General features: G+C 69.6%; 15 protein-coding genes. 4 read left to right on the top strand and 11 right to left on the bottom strand.

Features of this window, described 5'->3' with window-relative positions; translation table 11 throughout:
- Nucleotides 1–43: 43 nt before the first annotated feature.
- The 9 genes from groL to ACTIR_RS0110285 all read right to left on the bottom strand — a co-directional run bounded on the left by groL (nucleotide 44) and on the right by ACTIR_RS0110285 (nucleotide 9,485).
- On the bottom strand, nucleotides 44–1,732 hold the full coding sequence (gene groL / locus ACTIR_RS0110325; RefSeq protein WP_026454216.1) for a chaperonin GroEL: 1,689 nt from the start codon (nucleotides 1,730–1,732) through the stop codon (nucleotides 44–46).
- A 33-nt stretch (nucleotides 1,733–1,765) separates the two neighbouring features.
- Entirely contained in the window at nucleotides 1,766–2,791 is a 1,026-nt protein-coding gene (locus ACTIR_RS0110320; RefSeq protein WP_026454215.1) for an NAD(P)-dependent alcohol dehydrogenase, read from the bottom strand.
- Nucleotides 2,788–3,498 carry an iron-sulfur cluster assembly protein gene (locus ACTIR_RS0110315; protein ID WP_026454214.1) on the bottom strand — a complete coding sequence of 237 codons (711 nt, stop codon included), beginning with the start codon at nucleotides 3,496–3,498 and terminating at the stop codon, nucleotides 2,788–2,790. The genes ACTIR_RS0110320 and ACTIR_RS0110315 overlap by 4 nt, the downstream gene beginning before the upstream one ends.
- Nucleotides 3,495–4,496: an amidohydrolase family protein gene (locus ACTIR_RS0110310; protein WP_026454213.1), complete on the bottom strand. Its 1,002-nt coding sequence runs from the start codon at nucleotides 4,494–4,496 to the stop codon at nucleotides 3,495–3,497. The genes ACTIR_RS0110315 and ACTIR_RS0110310 overlap by 4 nt, the downstream gene beginning before the upstream one ends.
- 118 nt (nucleotides 4,497–4,614) lie before the next feature.
- Nucleotides 4,615–4,980: a propane 2-monooxygenase effector subunit MimD gene (gene mimD, locus ACTIR_RS0110305; protein WP_026454212.1), complete on the bottom strand. Its 366-nt coding sequence runs from the start codon at nucleotides 4,978–4,980 to the stop codon at nucleotides 4,615–4,617.
- Nucleotides 4,977–6,155, bottom strand: a complete 1,179-nt coding sequence (locus ACTIR_RS0110300) for a ferritin family protein (RefSeq protein WP_026454211.1) — start codon at nucleotides 6,153–6,155, stop codon at nucleotides 4,977–4,979. The genes mimD and ACTIR_RS0110300 overlap by 4 nt, the downstream gene beginning before the upstream one ends.
- Nucleotides 6,156–6,220: 65 nt before the next feature.
- Entirely contained in the window at nucleotides 6,221–7,267 is a 1,047-nt protein-coding gene (locus ACTIR_RS0110295; RefSeq protein WP_026454210.1) for an FAD-binding oxidoreductase, read from the bottom strand.
- A 116-nt stretch (nucleotides 7,268–7,383) separates the two neighbouring features.
- On the bottom strand, nucleotides 7,384–9,033 hold the full coding sequence (locus tag ACTIR_RS0110290; protein ID WP_026454209.1) for a ferritin family protein: 1,650 nt from the start codon (nucleotides 9,031–9,033) through the stop codon (nucleotides 7,384–7,386).
- A gap of 212 nt (nucleotides 9,034–9,245) precedes the next feature.
- A complete protein-coding gene (locus tag ACTIR_RS0110285; protein WP_026454208.1) occupies nucleotides 9,246–9,485 on the bottom strand; it encodes a hypothetical protein in 240 nt (79 codons plus the stop codon).
- Between the two features lie 196 nt (nucleotides 9,486–9,681).
- Here ACTIR_RS0110285 and ACTIR_RS0110280 point away from each other — a divergent pair, with 196 nt between their 5' ends.
- The 4 genes from ACTIR_RS0110280 to ACTIR_RS25355 are packed head-to-tail and all read left to right on the top strand — an operon-like array spanning nucleotide 9,682 to nucleotide 12,699.
- Nucleotides 9,682–11,526: a sigma-54-dependent Fis family transcriptional regulator gene (locus tag ACTIR_RS0110280; protein ID WP_026454207.1), complete on the top strand. Its 1,845-nt coding sequence runs from the start codon at nucleotides 9,682–9,684 to the stop codon at nucleotides 11,524–11,526.
- Between the two features lie 25 nt (nucleotides 11,527–11,551).
- Complete coding sequence (locus ACTIR_RS0110275) at nucleotides 11,552–12,214, top strand: hypothetical protein (protein WP_026454206.1); 663 nt, start codon at nucleotides 11,552–11,554, stop codon at nucleotides 12,212–12,214.
- 12 nt (nucleotides 12,215–12,226) lie between these two features.
- Nucleotides 12,227–12,385 (top strand): hypothetical protein, encoded by a 159-nt coding sequence (locus tag ACTIR_RS25870; RefSeq protein ID WP_154663711.1) that lies wholly within the window; start codon nucleotides 12,227–12,229, stop codon nucleotides 12,383–12,385.
- Nucleotides 12,382–12,699 (top strand): transposase family protein, encoded by a 318-nt coding sequence (locus tag ACTIR_RS25355; RefSeq protein WP_084789400.1) that lies wholly within the window; start codon nucleotides 12,382–12,384, stop codon nucleotides 12,697–12,699. Before ACTIR_RS25870 ends, ACTIR_RS25355 begins: the two co-directional genes overlap by 4 nt.
- Nucleotides 12,700–12,785: 86 nt before the next feature.
- On the opposite strand, the gene ACTIR_RS22665 is transcribed toward ACTIR_RS25355, so the two are convergent.
- Nucleotides 12,786–13,832, bottom strand: a complete 1,047-nt coding sequence (locus ACTIR_RS22665) for an AraC family transcriptional regulator (RefSeq protein ID WP_034239324.1) — start codon at nucleotides 13,830–13,832, stop codon at nucleotides 12,786–12,788.
- Nucleotides 13,833–13,851: 19 nt separating this feature from the next.
- Nucleotides 13,852–14,313 (bottom strand): MerR family transcriptional regulator, encoded by a 462-nt coding sequence (locus ACTIR_RS22660; RefSeq protein WP_052583815.1) that lies wholly within the window; start codon nucleotides 14,311–14,313, stop codon nucleotides 13,852–13,854.
- Nucleotides 14,314–14,342 lie beyond the last annotated feature (29 nt).

Below are 14,342 nucleotides of genomic sequence, written 5' to 3'. Positions count from 1 at the left end.
CGGGCGCGGGCCGCGCGGGCGCCGCGTCCCGACCGGATCCGGGTCAGCCCACCGACGGGCCCATGCCCAACGACTGCGGCGTGCTCGCGTCCGGGGACGGCTGGCGCAAGCCCTCGTCCAGCTCGCCGAACTCGCCCATCAACGCCGGGGACCCGCCCCACGGGGTCTGCGCCTCGGCGATCAGCGAGTTCGTGGTGAGCAGCAGGCCCGCCACCGACGCGCCGTTCTGCAGTGCCGAGCGGGCCACCCGCAGCGGGTCGATGATCCCCATCTCGATCATGTTCCCGTAGCGTTCCCGCAGCGCGTCGAACCCGCCGTCCGGGTCCATGCCCCGCACCGTGCGCACCACCTCGTCGGCCGAATGGCCCGCGTTCTCCGCGATCAGTGCCGCCGGTTCGGTCAACGACCGCCGCACGATGTCCGCACCGATCGCGTAGTCACCGGTAAGCTCCAGATCGGACAGGGCCTCCTGCGCGTGCAGCAGCGCCGCCCCGCCACCGGCGACGATGCCCTCCGCCATCGCCGCCCGACTCGCCGAGAGGGCGTCCTCCACCCGGTGTTGGAGCTCCTTGAGCTCGGCCGGGGTGGCCGCGCCCACGCGGATCACCGCCACCTTGCCGGTCAGTGCGCCGATCCGCTCGGTGAGCACGTCCTCGTCCGTGCCGAACTGCGCACGGTCCAGTTCGGACTGCAACTGGCGCACCCGGAACGCGACGTCGTCGGCCGAGCCGGCACCGCCGACGATGGCGGTGTCGTTCTCGGTGACCCGCACCTGCCGGGCCCGGCCCAGCTGGTCCAGCGTCATGTTCTCCAGGGTGAACCCGGACTGACGCGACAGCACCGAGCCGCCGGTCACCGCGGCGATGTCCTCCAGTTTGTGCAGCCTGCGGTCGCCGAAGCCGGGGGCACGCACCGCCACCGACTGGAAGGTGCCGTTGGTGTGGTTGTGCACCAGCATCGACAGCGCGGTGCCCTCGACGTTCTCCGCGATCACCACGAGCGGTTTCGGCGCGCGCATGATCTTGTCGAGCAGCGGCATGAGCTGCTGCACCTTGTCGATCTTCTCGGCGCACAGCAGGATGTACGGGTCGTCGACGACCGCCTCCAGCCTGCCCGGGTCGGTCACCAGGTACGGCGAGAGGTAGCCGTTGTCGAACTCGAAACCCTCCACGAAGTCGACGGACATGCCGACCTCGGACGACTCCTCCACGGTCACCACGCCGGTGTCGCCGACCCGGTGCAACGCGCGGGCGATCACGGCGCCGACGTCGTCGTCGTTGGCCGAGATGGCGGCCACCCGGGCCAGGTCCGTCTCGCTGTCCACCGGGTGGGCCGCCGTGCGCAGGTGCTCCACCAGCCGCGCCACCGCCGTGTCGATACCGCGTTTCACCAGCACCGGGTTGCCGCCCTTGGCGATCACGCTCATGCCCTCGTGGATGATCGCCTGGGCCAGCACCGTGGCGGTGGTGGTGCCGTCACCGACGATGTCGTTGGTCTTGATCGCGGCTTCCTTCACCAGCTGCGCGCCCATGTTCTCGAACTGGTCGCGCAGGTGGATGTCCCGGGCGATGGTCACCCCGTCGTTGGTGACCTCCGGGGAACCGGTGATCTTCTCGATGACGACGTTGCGGCCCTTCGGCCCCAGCGTCGACTTCACCGCGTCGGCGAGCTTGTCCACGCCCGAGCGCAGCAGGTCCCGGGCGTCCGCGCCGTAACGCAGGTCCTTGGCCATGGAAAATGCTCCTTCGCTGCCTGTCGGGCGGTCTCAGGGGACGAGGATCGCGCGGCCGCGGACGCGCCCGGCGTCCAGATCGGCCAGCGCGTCCAGCGCGGCGTCCAGCGGGTACTTCCTCGTGTGCAGGGTGACCTTGCCCGCCTGGGCCAGCACCATCAGCTCGGCCAGGTCGTTGTAGGTGCCGACCAGGTTGCCGATCACGTTGCGCTCGGTGGAGATGATGTCGATCGTCGGGATGTCGAGGTTGCTGCCGTAGCCGATGACGTAGTGCGACCCGCCGCGCCGCGTCATCGCGAACGCGTCCTGCTGGGCGCCCTGTTCGGCGACGAAGTCCAGCACCACCTCCGCCCCGGCCCCGCCGGTGAGGTCCAGCACCGACTCGACCTGCTTGCCGTCGGCGAGCACCGTGTGGTCCGCGCCGAGGTCGGCGGCCAGGCGCAGCGCCTCCTCGTTGCGGTCCACGACGACCATCGTGGTCGCCGTCAGCGCCCGCAGCACCTGGATGCCGATGTGCCCGAGGCCGCCCGCGCCGTTGACCACGCACGTGGTGCCCGGGTACAGCGACGGCGCCGCCTTGCGCACCGCGTGGTAGGCGGTGATGCCCGCGTCGGCCAGCGCCGCCACGTCCTCCGGGCGGGTGGCCGGGTCGAGCCTGATGCACGCCCGCGCCGAGGTGAGCAGGTACTCGGCCATCCCGCCGTCCGAGTCGATGCCGGGGAAGGCGTTGTCCGCGCAGTGCATGTCGTCGCCCGCCCGGCACGCCCGGCACAGTCCGCACGTCGGGGTGGGGTGCAGGATGACGGTGTCGCCCACCTCGACGTTGGTCACCGCCGGGCCCACCTCGTGCACCCAGCCCGCGTTCTCGTGCCCGATCGTGTAGGGCAGGGTGACGCCGGACTTGTCCTCCCACTGCTGCTCGATGATGTGCAGGTCCGTCCGGCACACCCCGGCCCCGCCGATCCGCACGACCACGTCGAACGGCCCCGTGGCCCGGGGCATCGGCACGTCCTCGAGCACCGGCTGTTCGTGGTACCGGTGCAGCCTGACCGCCTTCATGACACGTCCTCCCGTTCGGCTCGTGGGTACCGTGTTGCCAGCAGTCCACGGCACCAACCGGCGTTGCCGTCGACGCTCACCCGCACGGCGCGGGCGAACTCCAGCCGCGAGCCCACCTCGTCGGCGGGCACGGGAGTGCCGTCGTCGGTCACGAACAGCGGCTGCTCCGGACCGGTCGGCAGCCCGGCCTCCGCGCGCCGGCGCAGCAGCCTGTCCCGCTCGGGGGAGTCGGGCAGCTCGCCCAGGGTCATCCCGGCCAGGGCGTCCACCCGCCAGCCCCGCGCCACCAGTCCGCGGCAGGCGCGTTCCAGGCACGCCAGGTGCGCCTTGCGGCGGAACGTGCGGCGCAGCTCGTCCAGCTCCTCCTCGGCCTCCCCGGCGAACGTGCCGGTGAAGCCGGAGTCGGCCGCCACCCCCGCGTTGATCTCCCCGGCGGCGAAGTGGTCCACCAGCCGCACGTCCACCGTGTCGAACTCGCCGAGCGCGCGCAGCGCGTCCCGGGCGTCGGCCACCATCAGGTAGGCGAAGTTCGGGGCGCAGAAGTAGGTCGGCAGCCGCAGCCGCACCCGGATCCCCGTCCCGGTCACCGCGGTGTCGGCCACGAAGCCCAACTCGGTGATCGGCTCGTCCAGCTCCGGGTCCCGCACCGTGGACAACGCCTCCCAGGCGCGTCCGGTCGCGGTCGCCTTCTCCGCCGCGGCCGTCATACCGCCACCGCCTGGCCCGCGCGGGCCTCGGCGGGCACCGGGATGTCGTACAGCGCCGCCGCGTTCAGGCCGAGGATCTTGCGTTTGACGTCCGGGGTGAGCGCGCCGTACTCGGACTGCAGGTCCTCCGGGATCTGGAAGTCGACGAACTTCTCCACCAGCCACTTCGGGTGCCAGATGGCGTAGTCGCTGGCGAAGGTGATCCGGTCCTCGTCCAGCCAGTACAGCAGCTCGCCGATGATCTGGGCGAAGTACCGCGGCCGGGAGTGGATGAACGGCATCGCCACCGCGAGCCCGCCGTAGACGTTGGGCTCCTGGGTGGCGATCCAGCAGAAGTCCTCCAGCCGGGGCAGGCCGACGTGCTCGATGATGAAGTTCAGGTCCGGGAACGCGGTGGCCACGTCGTCCACGTCGGCCACGTCGAACGCGTCCCGGTTCAGCGGGTAGATCGTCGGGCCCTTGTGGATGTGGATGTTGCGGATGCCCAGCTCGCGGCACTTCTCCAGGTACCGGTAGGACCAGTCGTCGGTGAGCTTCCAGCCCTTCGAGTCGCCGCGCCACTCGGCGGTGTAGAGCTTCACACCGCGTAGGTTCCACCGCCGGGCGAGCTCCTCCAGCGTGGCCAGGCCGGCCTCGCCGTCGCGGGGGTCCCAGGCGCCGTTGACGAGGAACTTGTCCGGGTGCCGTTCGGCGACCGCGCCGTCCTGTTCGGTGGTGTTGAACCCGTTGACGTAGAAGTCGCTGAGGTAGGTGGGCTGGAAGATGGCCTTGTCCACGTACCCGGTCTCGAACAGGTCCGAGATCAGGTCCTGTTCGGAGTACTTGCCGAACTTCTCCAGCGACCACACCCACTCCTCGGGGCTGAGGTTGCGGTGGTAGTCGTAGAAGCACTCGATGAAGCCCTTGCCGTACCGGTTGGCCTGGTTGGCCGGGCTGCCGTCCCAGAAGTGCACGTGGCTGTCGACGATGAAGTAGCTTTCTCCGTCCTTGCGGTACATGGTCACCGGCTCCCTTGCTGGTGTCGCGGTTGTGGACGGTCCGCCGGGCCGCGGCCCGTGCGGTCGGGCCCCGCGGCGCGCGGCCCGGCGGACCTCTCCCCCAGGGGTGGACGCCCGGCTACCGGACCGGGGTCAGGTCGAAGTCCAGGTACTCGGCGGCGTCCTCGGGGTTGGCGAACAAGATCGTGCGGTCGTCCAGGTGGATCATGCGCCCGTAGTGGGTGGACATGCTCTCCTCGAACTCGGCCTGGTCGAACCAGCCGTCCTCCTCGCCGGCGGCCTCGTCGATGTCGGCGTAGACGACGTCCATCCGGCGGTGGGCGTCGACCCGGATCATCGACGGCAACGGGGTCACGGTCACGTTGTCCTGCTCGCGCATCACCTCCGCGATGACCTCACCCACCTGGTTGTTCATCAGGGTGAAGCCGCACATGTTGGACGCGGTGTTGTCGGTCTGGAAACGGCTCGTCGCGGTGCTGGTCACTGGTTCAACTCCTTCGGTACCTCCAGGCCCAGGTCGGCCAGGACTCCGCGGAAACGGCTCTTCGCCCGGTCCAGGCCGTCCTCGAAGCGGACGGGCTTCGCGTCCGGCAGGGACCACAGCGGCTGCAGCGTGCGGGCCGCGGTGAGGCAGCGAGGCACCCAGGTGGCCAGCCACGCCCGCATCGTGTCGGTGTTGTGCCCGGCGAACTCCGGGTCACGCACCAGCGGCTCGAACAGCGCGCGGGTGTAGCGCAGGTCGCGCTCGGCGTAGTCGTACTCCTCCGCCCCGATCAGCGTCGGGGTGACGAAGTCGCCGTTGCCGGGGGCGGCCTGCTGCACCAGGTTGCTCCGGAACAGCTCCCCGACCAGCGGCTCGAACACCACGTTGGCCACGAACACCGCCTCGGCCCAGTCCCAGATCGCGGTCATCCGCTCGGCGGTCTCGCGCACCTGCTGCCAGGCCGGGTCACTCTCCCACGTCCGACGGTGCGCCTCGCCGTCGAAGCCGTCGATCTCCTCGGACAGGGTCAGGTTGTACAGCGCGAGGTCCTGCGCCGAGCGGATCCGGTGCATGCTGTTCACCGAGATGGCGGTGTTGTGCATGTTGGTGGGCGCCCGGCGGTTGGCGTTGGCGAACAGGTACAGCCCCAGGCCGTGGTTGACGTGCATCCACGCGCCCACGTGGCAGGCCACGAACTGCACCCAGTTCGGGTTCCACTGCTCGAACGCCTTCGACCCGCGCGCCGCCTCGATGTTCTGGGTGAGCTGGCGGACGACGTTCGAGTTGTTGCGGTAGATGCTCTGTTCCCACTCCTCGTTCGGGTCGCGGAACTCGTGCCACCCGTGGGCGGGCCAGTCGTATCCCTGCCCGCCGGAGCCGGGGAACCGCTGGGGCTCCGGCCGGTCGGAGCCCCAGGCCTTGAGCACCGTCCAGTCCAGCGGGTAGCCGCCGCGGCCGTCGGCGAAGCCGTACAGCCAGCCCTGCGACAGGTAGTGCCGCGGGTCGGGCTGCACCTCGACGGTGACGTCCTCGTAGTGGCTCTGCTTGCGTTTCGCCGGGACGAAGTAGTTGAAGCGTCGGTGCCCGGAGTCCGGGAATTCCCGCGCGCCGGCCTCGGCGTCGGTGAACACCGGCTTCGGCACGCTGCGTTCGGGGGTCTCTGGTGTGGTGGTCATCGGTTTCTCGTCCTCACTTCCCGCGGTCGTCGCCGGTGCTCGCCCGGCGCCCGCCCGGTCGACGGTCAGTCGGCCTCGCCGTCGCCGGTGGTGGTGAACTTGTCGTAGAACACGCGCCCGTCGTCGACCCCGAGCGCGGGCAGCAGCTCGACGGCGGCCTCGACCATCGGCGGCGGGCCGCACACGTAGGCGTCGGCGCCGGTGAGGTCGCCCTCGCACCGCCGCACGACGTCGGTGATCAACCCGGTCTCGCCGTCCCAGCCGTCGTCGGCGGCGGGCTCGGACAGCGCGGGCACGTACCGGAAGTCCGGCAGCGTGCGCTCCAACCCGCGCAGCTCGGCCTCGAAGCACAGGTCCCGCCGGGACCGGGCGCCGTAGTAGAACCGGGTGGGCCGGTCCAGGCCGAGTTCGGCCATCTGCCGCAGCAGCGACAGGATCGGGGCCATCCCCGCGCCGCCGCCGACGAACACGAGCTCCTTCTCCGGCGCCTCGCGCAGGGTGAACACCCCGAACGGGCCGGTGACCTGCAACCGGTCGCCGACGTCGAGCTTGTCCGCCAGGAACGTGGAGAACAGCCCGTCCGGAAAGACCTTGATGACGAACTCCAGCTCACCGGAGGCGGCCGAGACGTTGGCCATCGAGAACGACCGGGCCTCGTCCGTGCCCGGCACCGCGATGTCGACGTACTGGCCCGGGAAGAACTCGAACGTCTCCGGCTGCACCAGCCGCACCGCCAGGCGACGGAGGTCGTGGGTGACCGGCTCGTTCGCCACCACCTCCACCGCCACCTGCCGGATCGGCAGACCCGACCGGATCATCTCCTCGTCGTAGTTCAGCAGCTCGACGGTCAGGTCCTCGTAGGCGTGCGCGCGGCACAGCAGCGTGAACCCTTCCTCGGCCTCGTAGTCCGGCAGCGCGAACGTCGAGTAGCGGTCGTGCTCGACGTCGTCGCCCTCCAGCAGGAACGACTTGCACGAGCCGCACTGCCCCTCCTTGCAGCCGTGCATGAGCATCACGCCCTGCTCGGCCGCCGCCCGCAGGATCGTCCGGTCCTCGTCGACGGCGATCTCGACGCCGACCGGTTCGAACCGGACCCGGTGCTTACCTGCCATGATCTCTCCACCTCGTCGGTGTCGCCAGGCGGTGCCGGCGTGCGGAGGACACCCGGGCACACCCGCGTCCCGGGGTGCCCTCCGCACGTGCGGTCACGCGCCTCGCGGACGCCGGGTCAGGTCGTGGGCGCGGGCCGTCCGGCCGGGCCCTGCCGGACGTAGTCGGCGTGGAAGGCCTGCCGCTCGGCGTCGCTCATCTCGTTCAGCGACACGTTCGGGCTGGGGAACGGCGGGCAGCGCCGCAGGTGGTCCAGCGTCCACATCTTCTTCGGGTCGAGGTCCAGGTGCGGCTGCGCCACGAGGGTCTTGCCGTCGTCACGGACGTAGCCCATGTCCTTGACGATGTCGGCGAAGTTCCAGTTGTGGTACAGCGTCTCCCACTCGCGCGAGCCGATGAGTTTGCCCATGTTGGGCGTGGGCCGGCCCTGGTAGGTGTCCCGGAAGGCGACCGCGTCGGTCCAGTGGCAGCCCTCGGAACAGTAGGTGCGCCACTGCCCGTCCACCTTGTCCATGACCATGTCCTGCCGGATCAGGCACGGCACCATGCAGGTCCAGCAGCGGTGCGGGTAGACGTAGTCGACGTCCTCGAACGCGATCGGCTTGTGCCCGTTCGGCACCGACAGCCGGTTGTAGTTCTCCCACCAGGCCCCGTACTTGTCGTACCAGCCGGGGTACTTGTGCTCGAACCACTCGAAGTCCTCGTCGGTCATCGGGTCGATGCGCCAGTAGTTGGCGATCCACCCGGTGGCGAAGAACTGGGCCACCTCGTGCACGTAGCCCTTGTTCCAGATGCGGTTCCACGACTCCTCGACCAGGTCGTGCGGGATGACCAGGCCGTACTTCTCCAGCGGCACCAGGTAGCTGCGGTAGTAGTCGTCGTAGATCCACCGCCGCCACATCTCGGCGTAGCTCTCCCGGTCCTTGCGGCGGTCCTTGGTGCCGTACTCGATGAACGTGCCGATCGCCGCGTCGACCACGCAGTGGTTGTTCCACCAGGCGTAGCGCAGGTCCCGTTCGAGCAGCTGGTGGTTGCTCTCGTCGGACAGCGCCATCAGCAGGGTGGCGTAGCCGTTGCTGATGTGCCGGGACTCGTCCGACTGCACCGAGTGGAACACGGTGGGCAGCAGGTAGTCGCCGTTCGCGGCGGCCTCCCCCGGCATGGCGACGAACAACGTGTTCGTGAACGCCGTCTCGGCGACGATCGTCAGGTACACGCTGGCCGCGGTGATCGCGTCACCGGTGATGAAGCCCTCGGCGAACTGCCTGCCGATGGTGCCCGCGTAGTCGTTCTGGAAATTGCGCAGGCTGGAGTTGAACCCGGCCGGGTCGATGTAGTTGTTCATGTACAGGCGCTTGAGGTTCTGCTGGATCGTCGAGTGGCGCACCTCGTCGATCATCTGGATCGCCTGCCCGTTGTGCAGTTCCGGGTTCGGCACGGTCCGGAACAGCAGCGGCATCGCCCGCGCGGCGGAGATCTCCGGCAGCGGGATGATCGACAGGAACAGTTTCTGCCATTCCATCCAGCGCTGCTGCACCTGCCGGAACATGTTGCCCCGGATCGCGCCGTCCGCGGCCCCGTAGACCCGGTGGTCCTTCTCCTCCTCCATCGGGAAGTAGGACCGCAGCACCTGCTTGAGCGGGTCCTTCTTCGCGGCCTTGGTGAAGGTGTAGTCGGTTCCGTAGTGCGAGACCGGCTCGTGGTACGCCGGCTCCCAGGACAATTCCTGGATCTTGCTGTGGGCTTTCGCCACACTCTGGCGGCTCATGATCGCTCCTTACCCGTCACTGGGCTCCCACGACGGTGTCCTCGTCCGCGTACAGCTCCGCCCGGTGTTCGACCCGGTCGCGGCGAGAATGCGGAAGCGAACCGGTGCGGTCTGCTGTGCCGACCAATACAACCCCGCCGCCGCGCCCGGTGAGGTCTCAATATGAGACAACCCGTTTTCCCGTCCGGCGCTGCTTTCCGCGCAACGGCCGGTCACGACCTCTCGTGCAGCGCGCGCAGTTCCGCGAGTTCGTCCCGCACGGCCTCGCGCAACCGGGAGTCGTGCGCCGCGGGGGTGACGCCCAACGTCCGCAACAACTCGGCGGCGTGCGCGCCCGGGTCGCCGGCCCCGCCGAGCACCGGGTGCAGTCCCGCGTCCGCGAGGTGTCGGAACACCAGGTTCACCACGGTCCACGGGTTGTAGGTCTCCTCCGCCGGTTCGTCCGTGCTCATGGGCACAACCTCCCTGCCTTCGACGGCCCGGATGTCGGTTCCGCCGCCATGACACGCCCGCGGCCGGAACCCGGCGATCTCAATTTGAGACACCGCGCGGGCCGGGCGTCCTCTACCCTCCGCCAGGGGGCCGGATACACGGCTCCCCACGGCAGTCGACACACACTCGCCCGGCTCCGGTTATCGGAGGTCGCCGATGCACGACGCACGCACCGCCCCGGACACCACGACCGGATACGACGACACGGGAGGGGACGCCGAGTCCCTGGCGCGGGCGCGGCTGCGGTTCCTGACCGACGGGGCCACCGACCCCACCGGGGTGCGGGACACGATCCTCACCTCGTGGTGGCGCTCCCGCGAGGCGCACGTCCCCGCCGACCGCATCGAGGCGCCCCACTTCTCCGACCGCGACCTCGACGCCGAATGGGTGCGCACCGCGCAGCCCCTGCTCGGCCAGCTCGACGACCAGCTCAGCGGCCAGCCGATCAGCCTCATCCTCACCGACCCCGCCGGGGTGGTGCTCAGCCAGCACACCGGCGACTCCGGTCTGCACCGGCACCTGGAGAAGGTGCACCTCGCGCCGGGGTTCAGCTACGGCGAACAGTTCGTCGGCACGAACGGGATCGGCACCGCGCTGGAGGACGGCGGCATCCGGCACGTGTTCGGGCACGAACACTACGCCGAACACCTGGAGAACCTCGCCTGCGTCGGCGTGCCGATCCAGCACCCCGTCACCGGCAAGACCGTCGGCGCGGTGGACCTGACCTGCTGGACCCGGGACGCCGGTGGGCTGCTCATCGCGCTGGCCCGCAGCACCGCCGAACAGGTCCGCCAGGCGCTGCTGACCACCACCGGCGCGCGGGAACTGGAACTGTTCCGCTCCTACCTGCACACCTGCCGACGCACCGGCGGCATCGTGCTCGCCCAGGGCGACGACGTCGTCATGATGAACCACTACGCCCGCAGACTGCTCGACCCCGCCGACCAGGCGATGCTGCTCGCCCAGGCACGCCAGGCCTTCCACGCCGACGACCGGGTGAGCACGACCCTGGACCTGCCCAGCGGGAACCGGGTGCGCATGCACTGCCGCTGCGTCCCGGCGGCCGCGAGCGGGTCCGACGTCGGCGGCGTCGCGCACATCGAACTCCTCGACGACGACACCGCGGACACCCGCACCACCCCGCCGGTGCCGATGTTCCTGCCCGGCACGGTCGGCTCGGCCCCGCTGTGGCTGCGGTGCTGCAACGAGGTGGACGCCAGCCACCGCGACGGCGAGTGGCTGGCGCTGGTCGGCGAACCCGGCGTCGGCAAGAGCCTGCTCGCCGAGTGCGTCCACCAGCGCCGCAACCCCGGCCGGCGGATGCGCACCGTCGACGCCGCCGACGCCACCGACGCCGGGTGGCTCGACGCCGTGCGCCGCGAACTCACCGACCGGGAGACCAGCGCCCTGGTGATCCGGCATCTCGACGAACTCGACCCGGACGCCGCCCGGGAACTGGCCACCGTCCTGCGCGGGGTGTCCGCGCGGGAGGAGGGCACGGTCCCGTGGGTGGCGGCCACCCTGTCCCCCGGCGCGGAGTCCCGGCCCGGACTGTCCGACGTGCTGGGGCTGCTGCCCGCCACCGTGCAGGTGCCGCCGCTGCGCTACCACGTCGAGGACCTGCGGGAGCTGGTGCCGTTCCTGCTGAACCGGCTCTCCCACGGCGGCGGGCTCACCTGCTCGGCCGGGGCGATGAAGCTGCTCATGCGGGCGAGCTGGCCCGGCAACGTCACCCAGCTCTACGGGGTGCTGCAGTACGTGGTGCGGCACCGCCGCCGCACCGGGGTGATCCAACCCGGCGACCTCCCCGCCGAGTACCACGCGGTGGCCCGGCGGGCGCTGACCCAGCTGGAATCACTCGAACGGGACGCGATCGTGCGCAGCCTGCACGACGCCGACGGCAACAAGGCCCGTGCCGCGAAGTCACTGGGCATGTCCCGCGCCACCATCTACCGCAAGCTGCACGAGTACGGCATCGTCACGCCCGGCCGGGCGCGTTGAGCCCGGCCCGGGGGAAGGAACCACCATGAGCGACGCCACCGACCCCGACACCGGCCCCACAGCCGACGACACCGACGACACCGTCACGATGCGCGCGCTGGACACCGCGGACGCGGACGAACTGGCGGGCCTGGCCGACCTGTTCAGCGAACTGCAGACCGTGCTCCGCTGCTGCGAAGCGGCCGTGACCGCCCTGACCGCACACACCGCGAACGGCGACGGCGGCCCCGCCGCATCCGGCGACGACCCGGACGTCGTCGCCGAGGCGCTCTGGACCACCGCCGTGCTCGCCTACACCCGCTGCTTCGCCACCGACCGCGCCGTCCGGCTCACCGCCGACGACGTCGCCGGGCTGCCGCTGGACGGCGAGGTCACCCGGTGGCACGAGGTGCTGCTGCGGCTGCGCGACCACTACGCCGCCCCGGCGGACAACCCCCGCGAACGGTTCGCCGTCAACGCCGTGACCGGCACCGACGACACCGTCAGCGGCATCGCCATCACCTCGACCCCGCTGGCGCCGCTGGACGAGGTGACCGTCCGGCAGACCGGCGCGCTGGCCTACCAGCTCGCCCGGCTCGTGGAGGGCCGCCTCGGCGAGAAACACCCCGAAGTCCGTACCGCGGCGGCCGCCCTGCCCCGCGAACACCTGCTGTCGTTGCCCGAGGTCGAGGTCACCACCCGGACGTGAGCCACCCAGGTCTTGGCTGCAGCGGCACCGACGATGCACGAGGCGCTCGACGTTGCTCGCCGCAAGGCGTTCGTGCTCCTCGACGACACCCTGATCTCGATCGACCGTGTCGGGATGGCCTCGGGGCATGACCAGGGGTTCTACGCGGGAAACACAAACGTCACGATGTGAACGTGCAGGTCCTGACTGCTCCGGCCGGACGGCTGATCTGGGCCTCGCCCGCGCTACCCGATGCCCGTCACGACATGGGTGCTGCTCGCGAGCATGGCTTGATCGAGTCTTTCACCATTGCCAGCACGGTCACGTTAGCCGATACCGCGTATCAAGGTGACAGTCCGGCGATCCATGTGCCGCAGCGTCGACGCAGACTGGATCCCGATACCGACCGCTACCGACGTCTGTCGCCAGCCCGGAAAGAGGTCAACCCCGCCCATGCGCGGGTCCGCGGCCCGGGTGAACGAGCCAACGCCCAGCTGAGGAGCTGAGCGGTCCTCCGCCAGATCCGCAGCTGCCCCCGCCGCGCAGCCATGCTGGTCAACGCTGTCCAAGTCCTGATCCAGACCAGCTGAAATCAAGATGGAAAAGACTCACTGCGCCTTTCCTGGCCGCCTTTCGCAGCCCGACGGACCTCGGTTGGCGTCCGGCCGAACCAGCGCCGGACCGCCCGGGTAAGCGAAGGCGACCCGGCCAGCTCGACAAGCGACGCAACCTGGGCCAGCGGCATGCCGGTCTGGGTCAGCAGACGGTAAGCCGTATTTTTCCGAGCGTCGTCAACGATGGCCTCGAACGAGGTGCCCTCGGCTGCCAGCCGCCGCTGCAAGGTGCGCGGATGCATGTAGAACAAGTCGGCGAGCACCTCGATCCGCACCGGGATGTTGCCCAGTGCCCGGCCGACCGCCGACCGCACCGTGGTTGCGAGTTCCTGGCGTGGATCGGCGTAGTTCTGTTCCATGTATTCCACGACCATGCGTCGCAGCTCCGGGTTCACCGGGGCAGCCAGGGACTGATCGAACACCTTCGCCGGTATCCGTAGCAGGGCGTCGTCACAGTTGAACCGAACCGGTGCGCCGAAGAAATCGGTATAGACCGATTTCTTCGCCAACGGTGGATGTGGCAAGTAGACACCGAGCAGTTTATATCCACCGCTCATGGCGATCAGGTTGCGGTGCATCACTCCTAGTCCCGCGTCCACCGCTTGCGGTTCGTGAGGGATATCCGGATGCCGCAACCTGTAGACAACCGCACTGACACCAGCATGCCGCTCCGGGTCTGGTTCCCGCGACAACCGGACGGTTCTGTTGTGCACGAAAAGGAATCGGCCCGCGCATTCCATTGCTTCGCCGACCGTCTCGGAGTTGCTCATGGCGAGTGCCACTGGTCCGAGCATCGACATATCCTGACGCGCGGCAAGCCGCAGGCCGAAGTCCGGGCAGTTCAGCAGCTTCGCGGCGGTTCGGAGAATCCGCACCGCGGTCGAAGCGGGGATCAGGGCATTGTCGGAGTTTAGATTTTCAGGCAAGACCCCGAATTCCGCCAGCAGGCGACGCGCGTCACCACCGAGGTCGTCGATCAACCCGTCGACCTCCCGGACGGCCGCCGCCTGAATGTGCACCTGCATGTTATGGATGGTAATGCTCCTAGTATTCCAACTGTAGATCGTGATCTTGCTGGTTGAGGTTCGCGTGCTCGGCCGCGAGCTGCTCGAAGGAGGTGCCGTCGAGTAACCGATCGAGCGTGTCCACCATGTGGGGGCATTCGCGCGCCGGGTGCTCGGCGGGGCACATGAGCGCGTGGGTGAGGAAGTCCCTGGCCCCCTGCGCCCTGGAGATCAGCTCCTCCAGCTCTGCGATCTGCTCGCCGACCGTCGCGCGCCACTGGTCGCTCGCCTCATCCAGCACGGCCGCGGCCGTGTGGAGGCTGATGCCCAGCTTCTGTGCGATCTGGAGGAACGCCAAGCGGCGCATCTCCTCCAGACCGTAGGCCCGCTTGCCGTGCACCCGTGCCGTCGGCCGCACGAGATCGCGCTCGTCGTAGTAGCGCAGCGTCGATGTCCGCATGCCGAGTCGCCTGGCGGCCTCACCGATGGGGATCAGGTCCATGTCTCCATTTGACTTCAAGCTGACTTGAA

The sequence above is a fragment of the Saccharomonospora iraqiensis subsp. iraqiensis genome (assembly GCF_000430445.1).
Taxonomy (GTDB): Bacteria; Actinomycetota; Actinomycetes; order Mycobacteriales; family Pseudonocardiaceae; genus Saccharomonospora; species Saccharomonospora iraqiensis.
The sequence above is the reverse complement of the archived record's forward strand: the minus strand, read 5'-3'. Positions and strand labels throughout refer to the sequence as shown.

Bases quoted from the DNA above. Each gene is read 5' to 3' on its own strand.
- ACTIR_RS0110315 (WP_026454214.1), bottom strand. From the start codon at position 3,498: ATGACGGCCGCGGCGGAGAAGGCGACCGCGACCGGACGCGCCTGGGAG.
- ACTIR_RS0110300 (WP_026454211.1), bottom strand. From the start codon at position 6,155: ATGACCACCACACCAGAGACCCCCGAACGCAGCGTGCCGAAGCCGGTG.
- groL (WP_026454216.1), bottom strand. From the start codon at position 1,732: ATGGCCAAGGACCTGCGTTACGGCGCGGACGCCCGGGACCTGCTGCGC.
- ACTIR_RS22665 (WP_034239324.1), bottom strand. From the start codon at position 13,832: ATGCAGGTGCACATTCAGGCGGCGGCCGTCCGGGAGGTCGACGGGTTG.
- ACTIR_RS0110290 (WP_026454209.1), bottom strand. From the start codon at position 9,033: ATGAGCCGCCAGAGTGTGGCGAAAGCCCACAGCAAGATCCAGGAATTG.
- ACTIR_RS0110280 (WP_026454207.1), top strand. From the start codon at position 9,682: ATGCACGACGCACGCACCGCCCCGGACACCACGACCGGATACGACGAC.
- ACTIR_RS0110320 (WP_026454215.1), bottom strand. From the start codon at position 2,791: ATGAAGGCGGTCAGGCTGCACCGGTACCACGAACAGCCGGTGCTCGAG.
- ACTIR_RS0110295 (WP_026454210.1), bottom strand. From the start codon at position 7,267: ATGGCAGGTAAGCACCGGGTCCGGTTCGAACCGGTCGGCGTCGAGATC.
- ACTIR_RS0110310 (WP_026454213.1), bottom strand. From the start codon at position 4,496: ATGTACCGCAAGGACGGAGAAAGCTACTTCATCGTCGACAGCCACGTG.
- ACTIR_RS0110285 (WP_026454208.1), bottom strand. From the start codon at position 9,485: ATGAGCACGGACGAACCGGCGGAGGAGACCTACAACCCGTGGACCGTG.
- ACTIR_RS0110275 (WP_026454206.1), top strand. From the start codon at position 11,552: ATGAGCGACGCCACCGACCCCGACACCGGCCCCACAGCCGACGACACC.
- ACTIR_RS22660 (WP_052583815.1), bottom strand. From the start codon at position 14,313: ATGGACCTGATCCCCATCGGTGAGGCCGCCAGGCGACTCGGCATGCGG.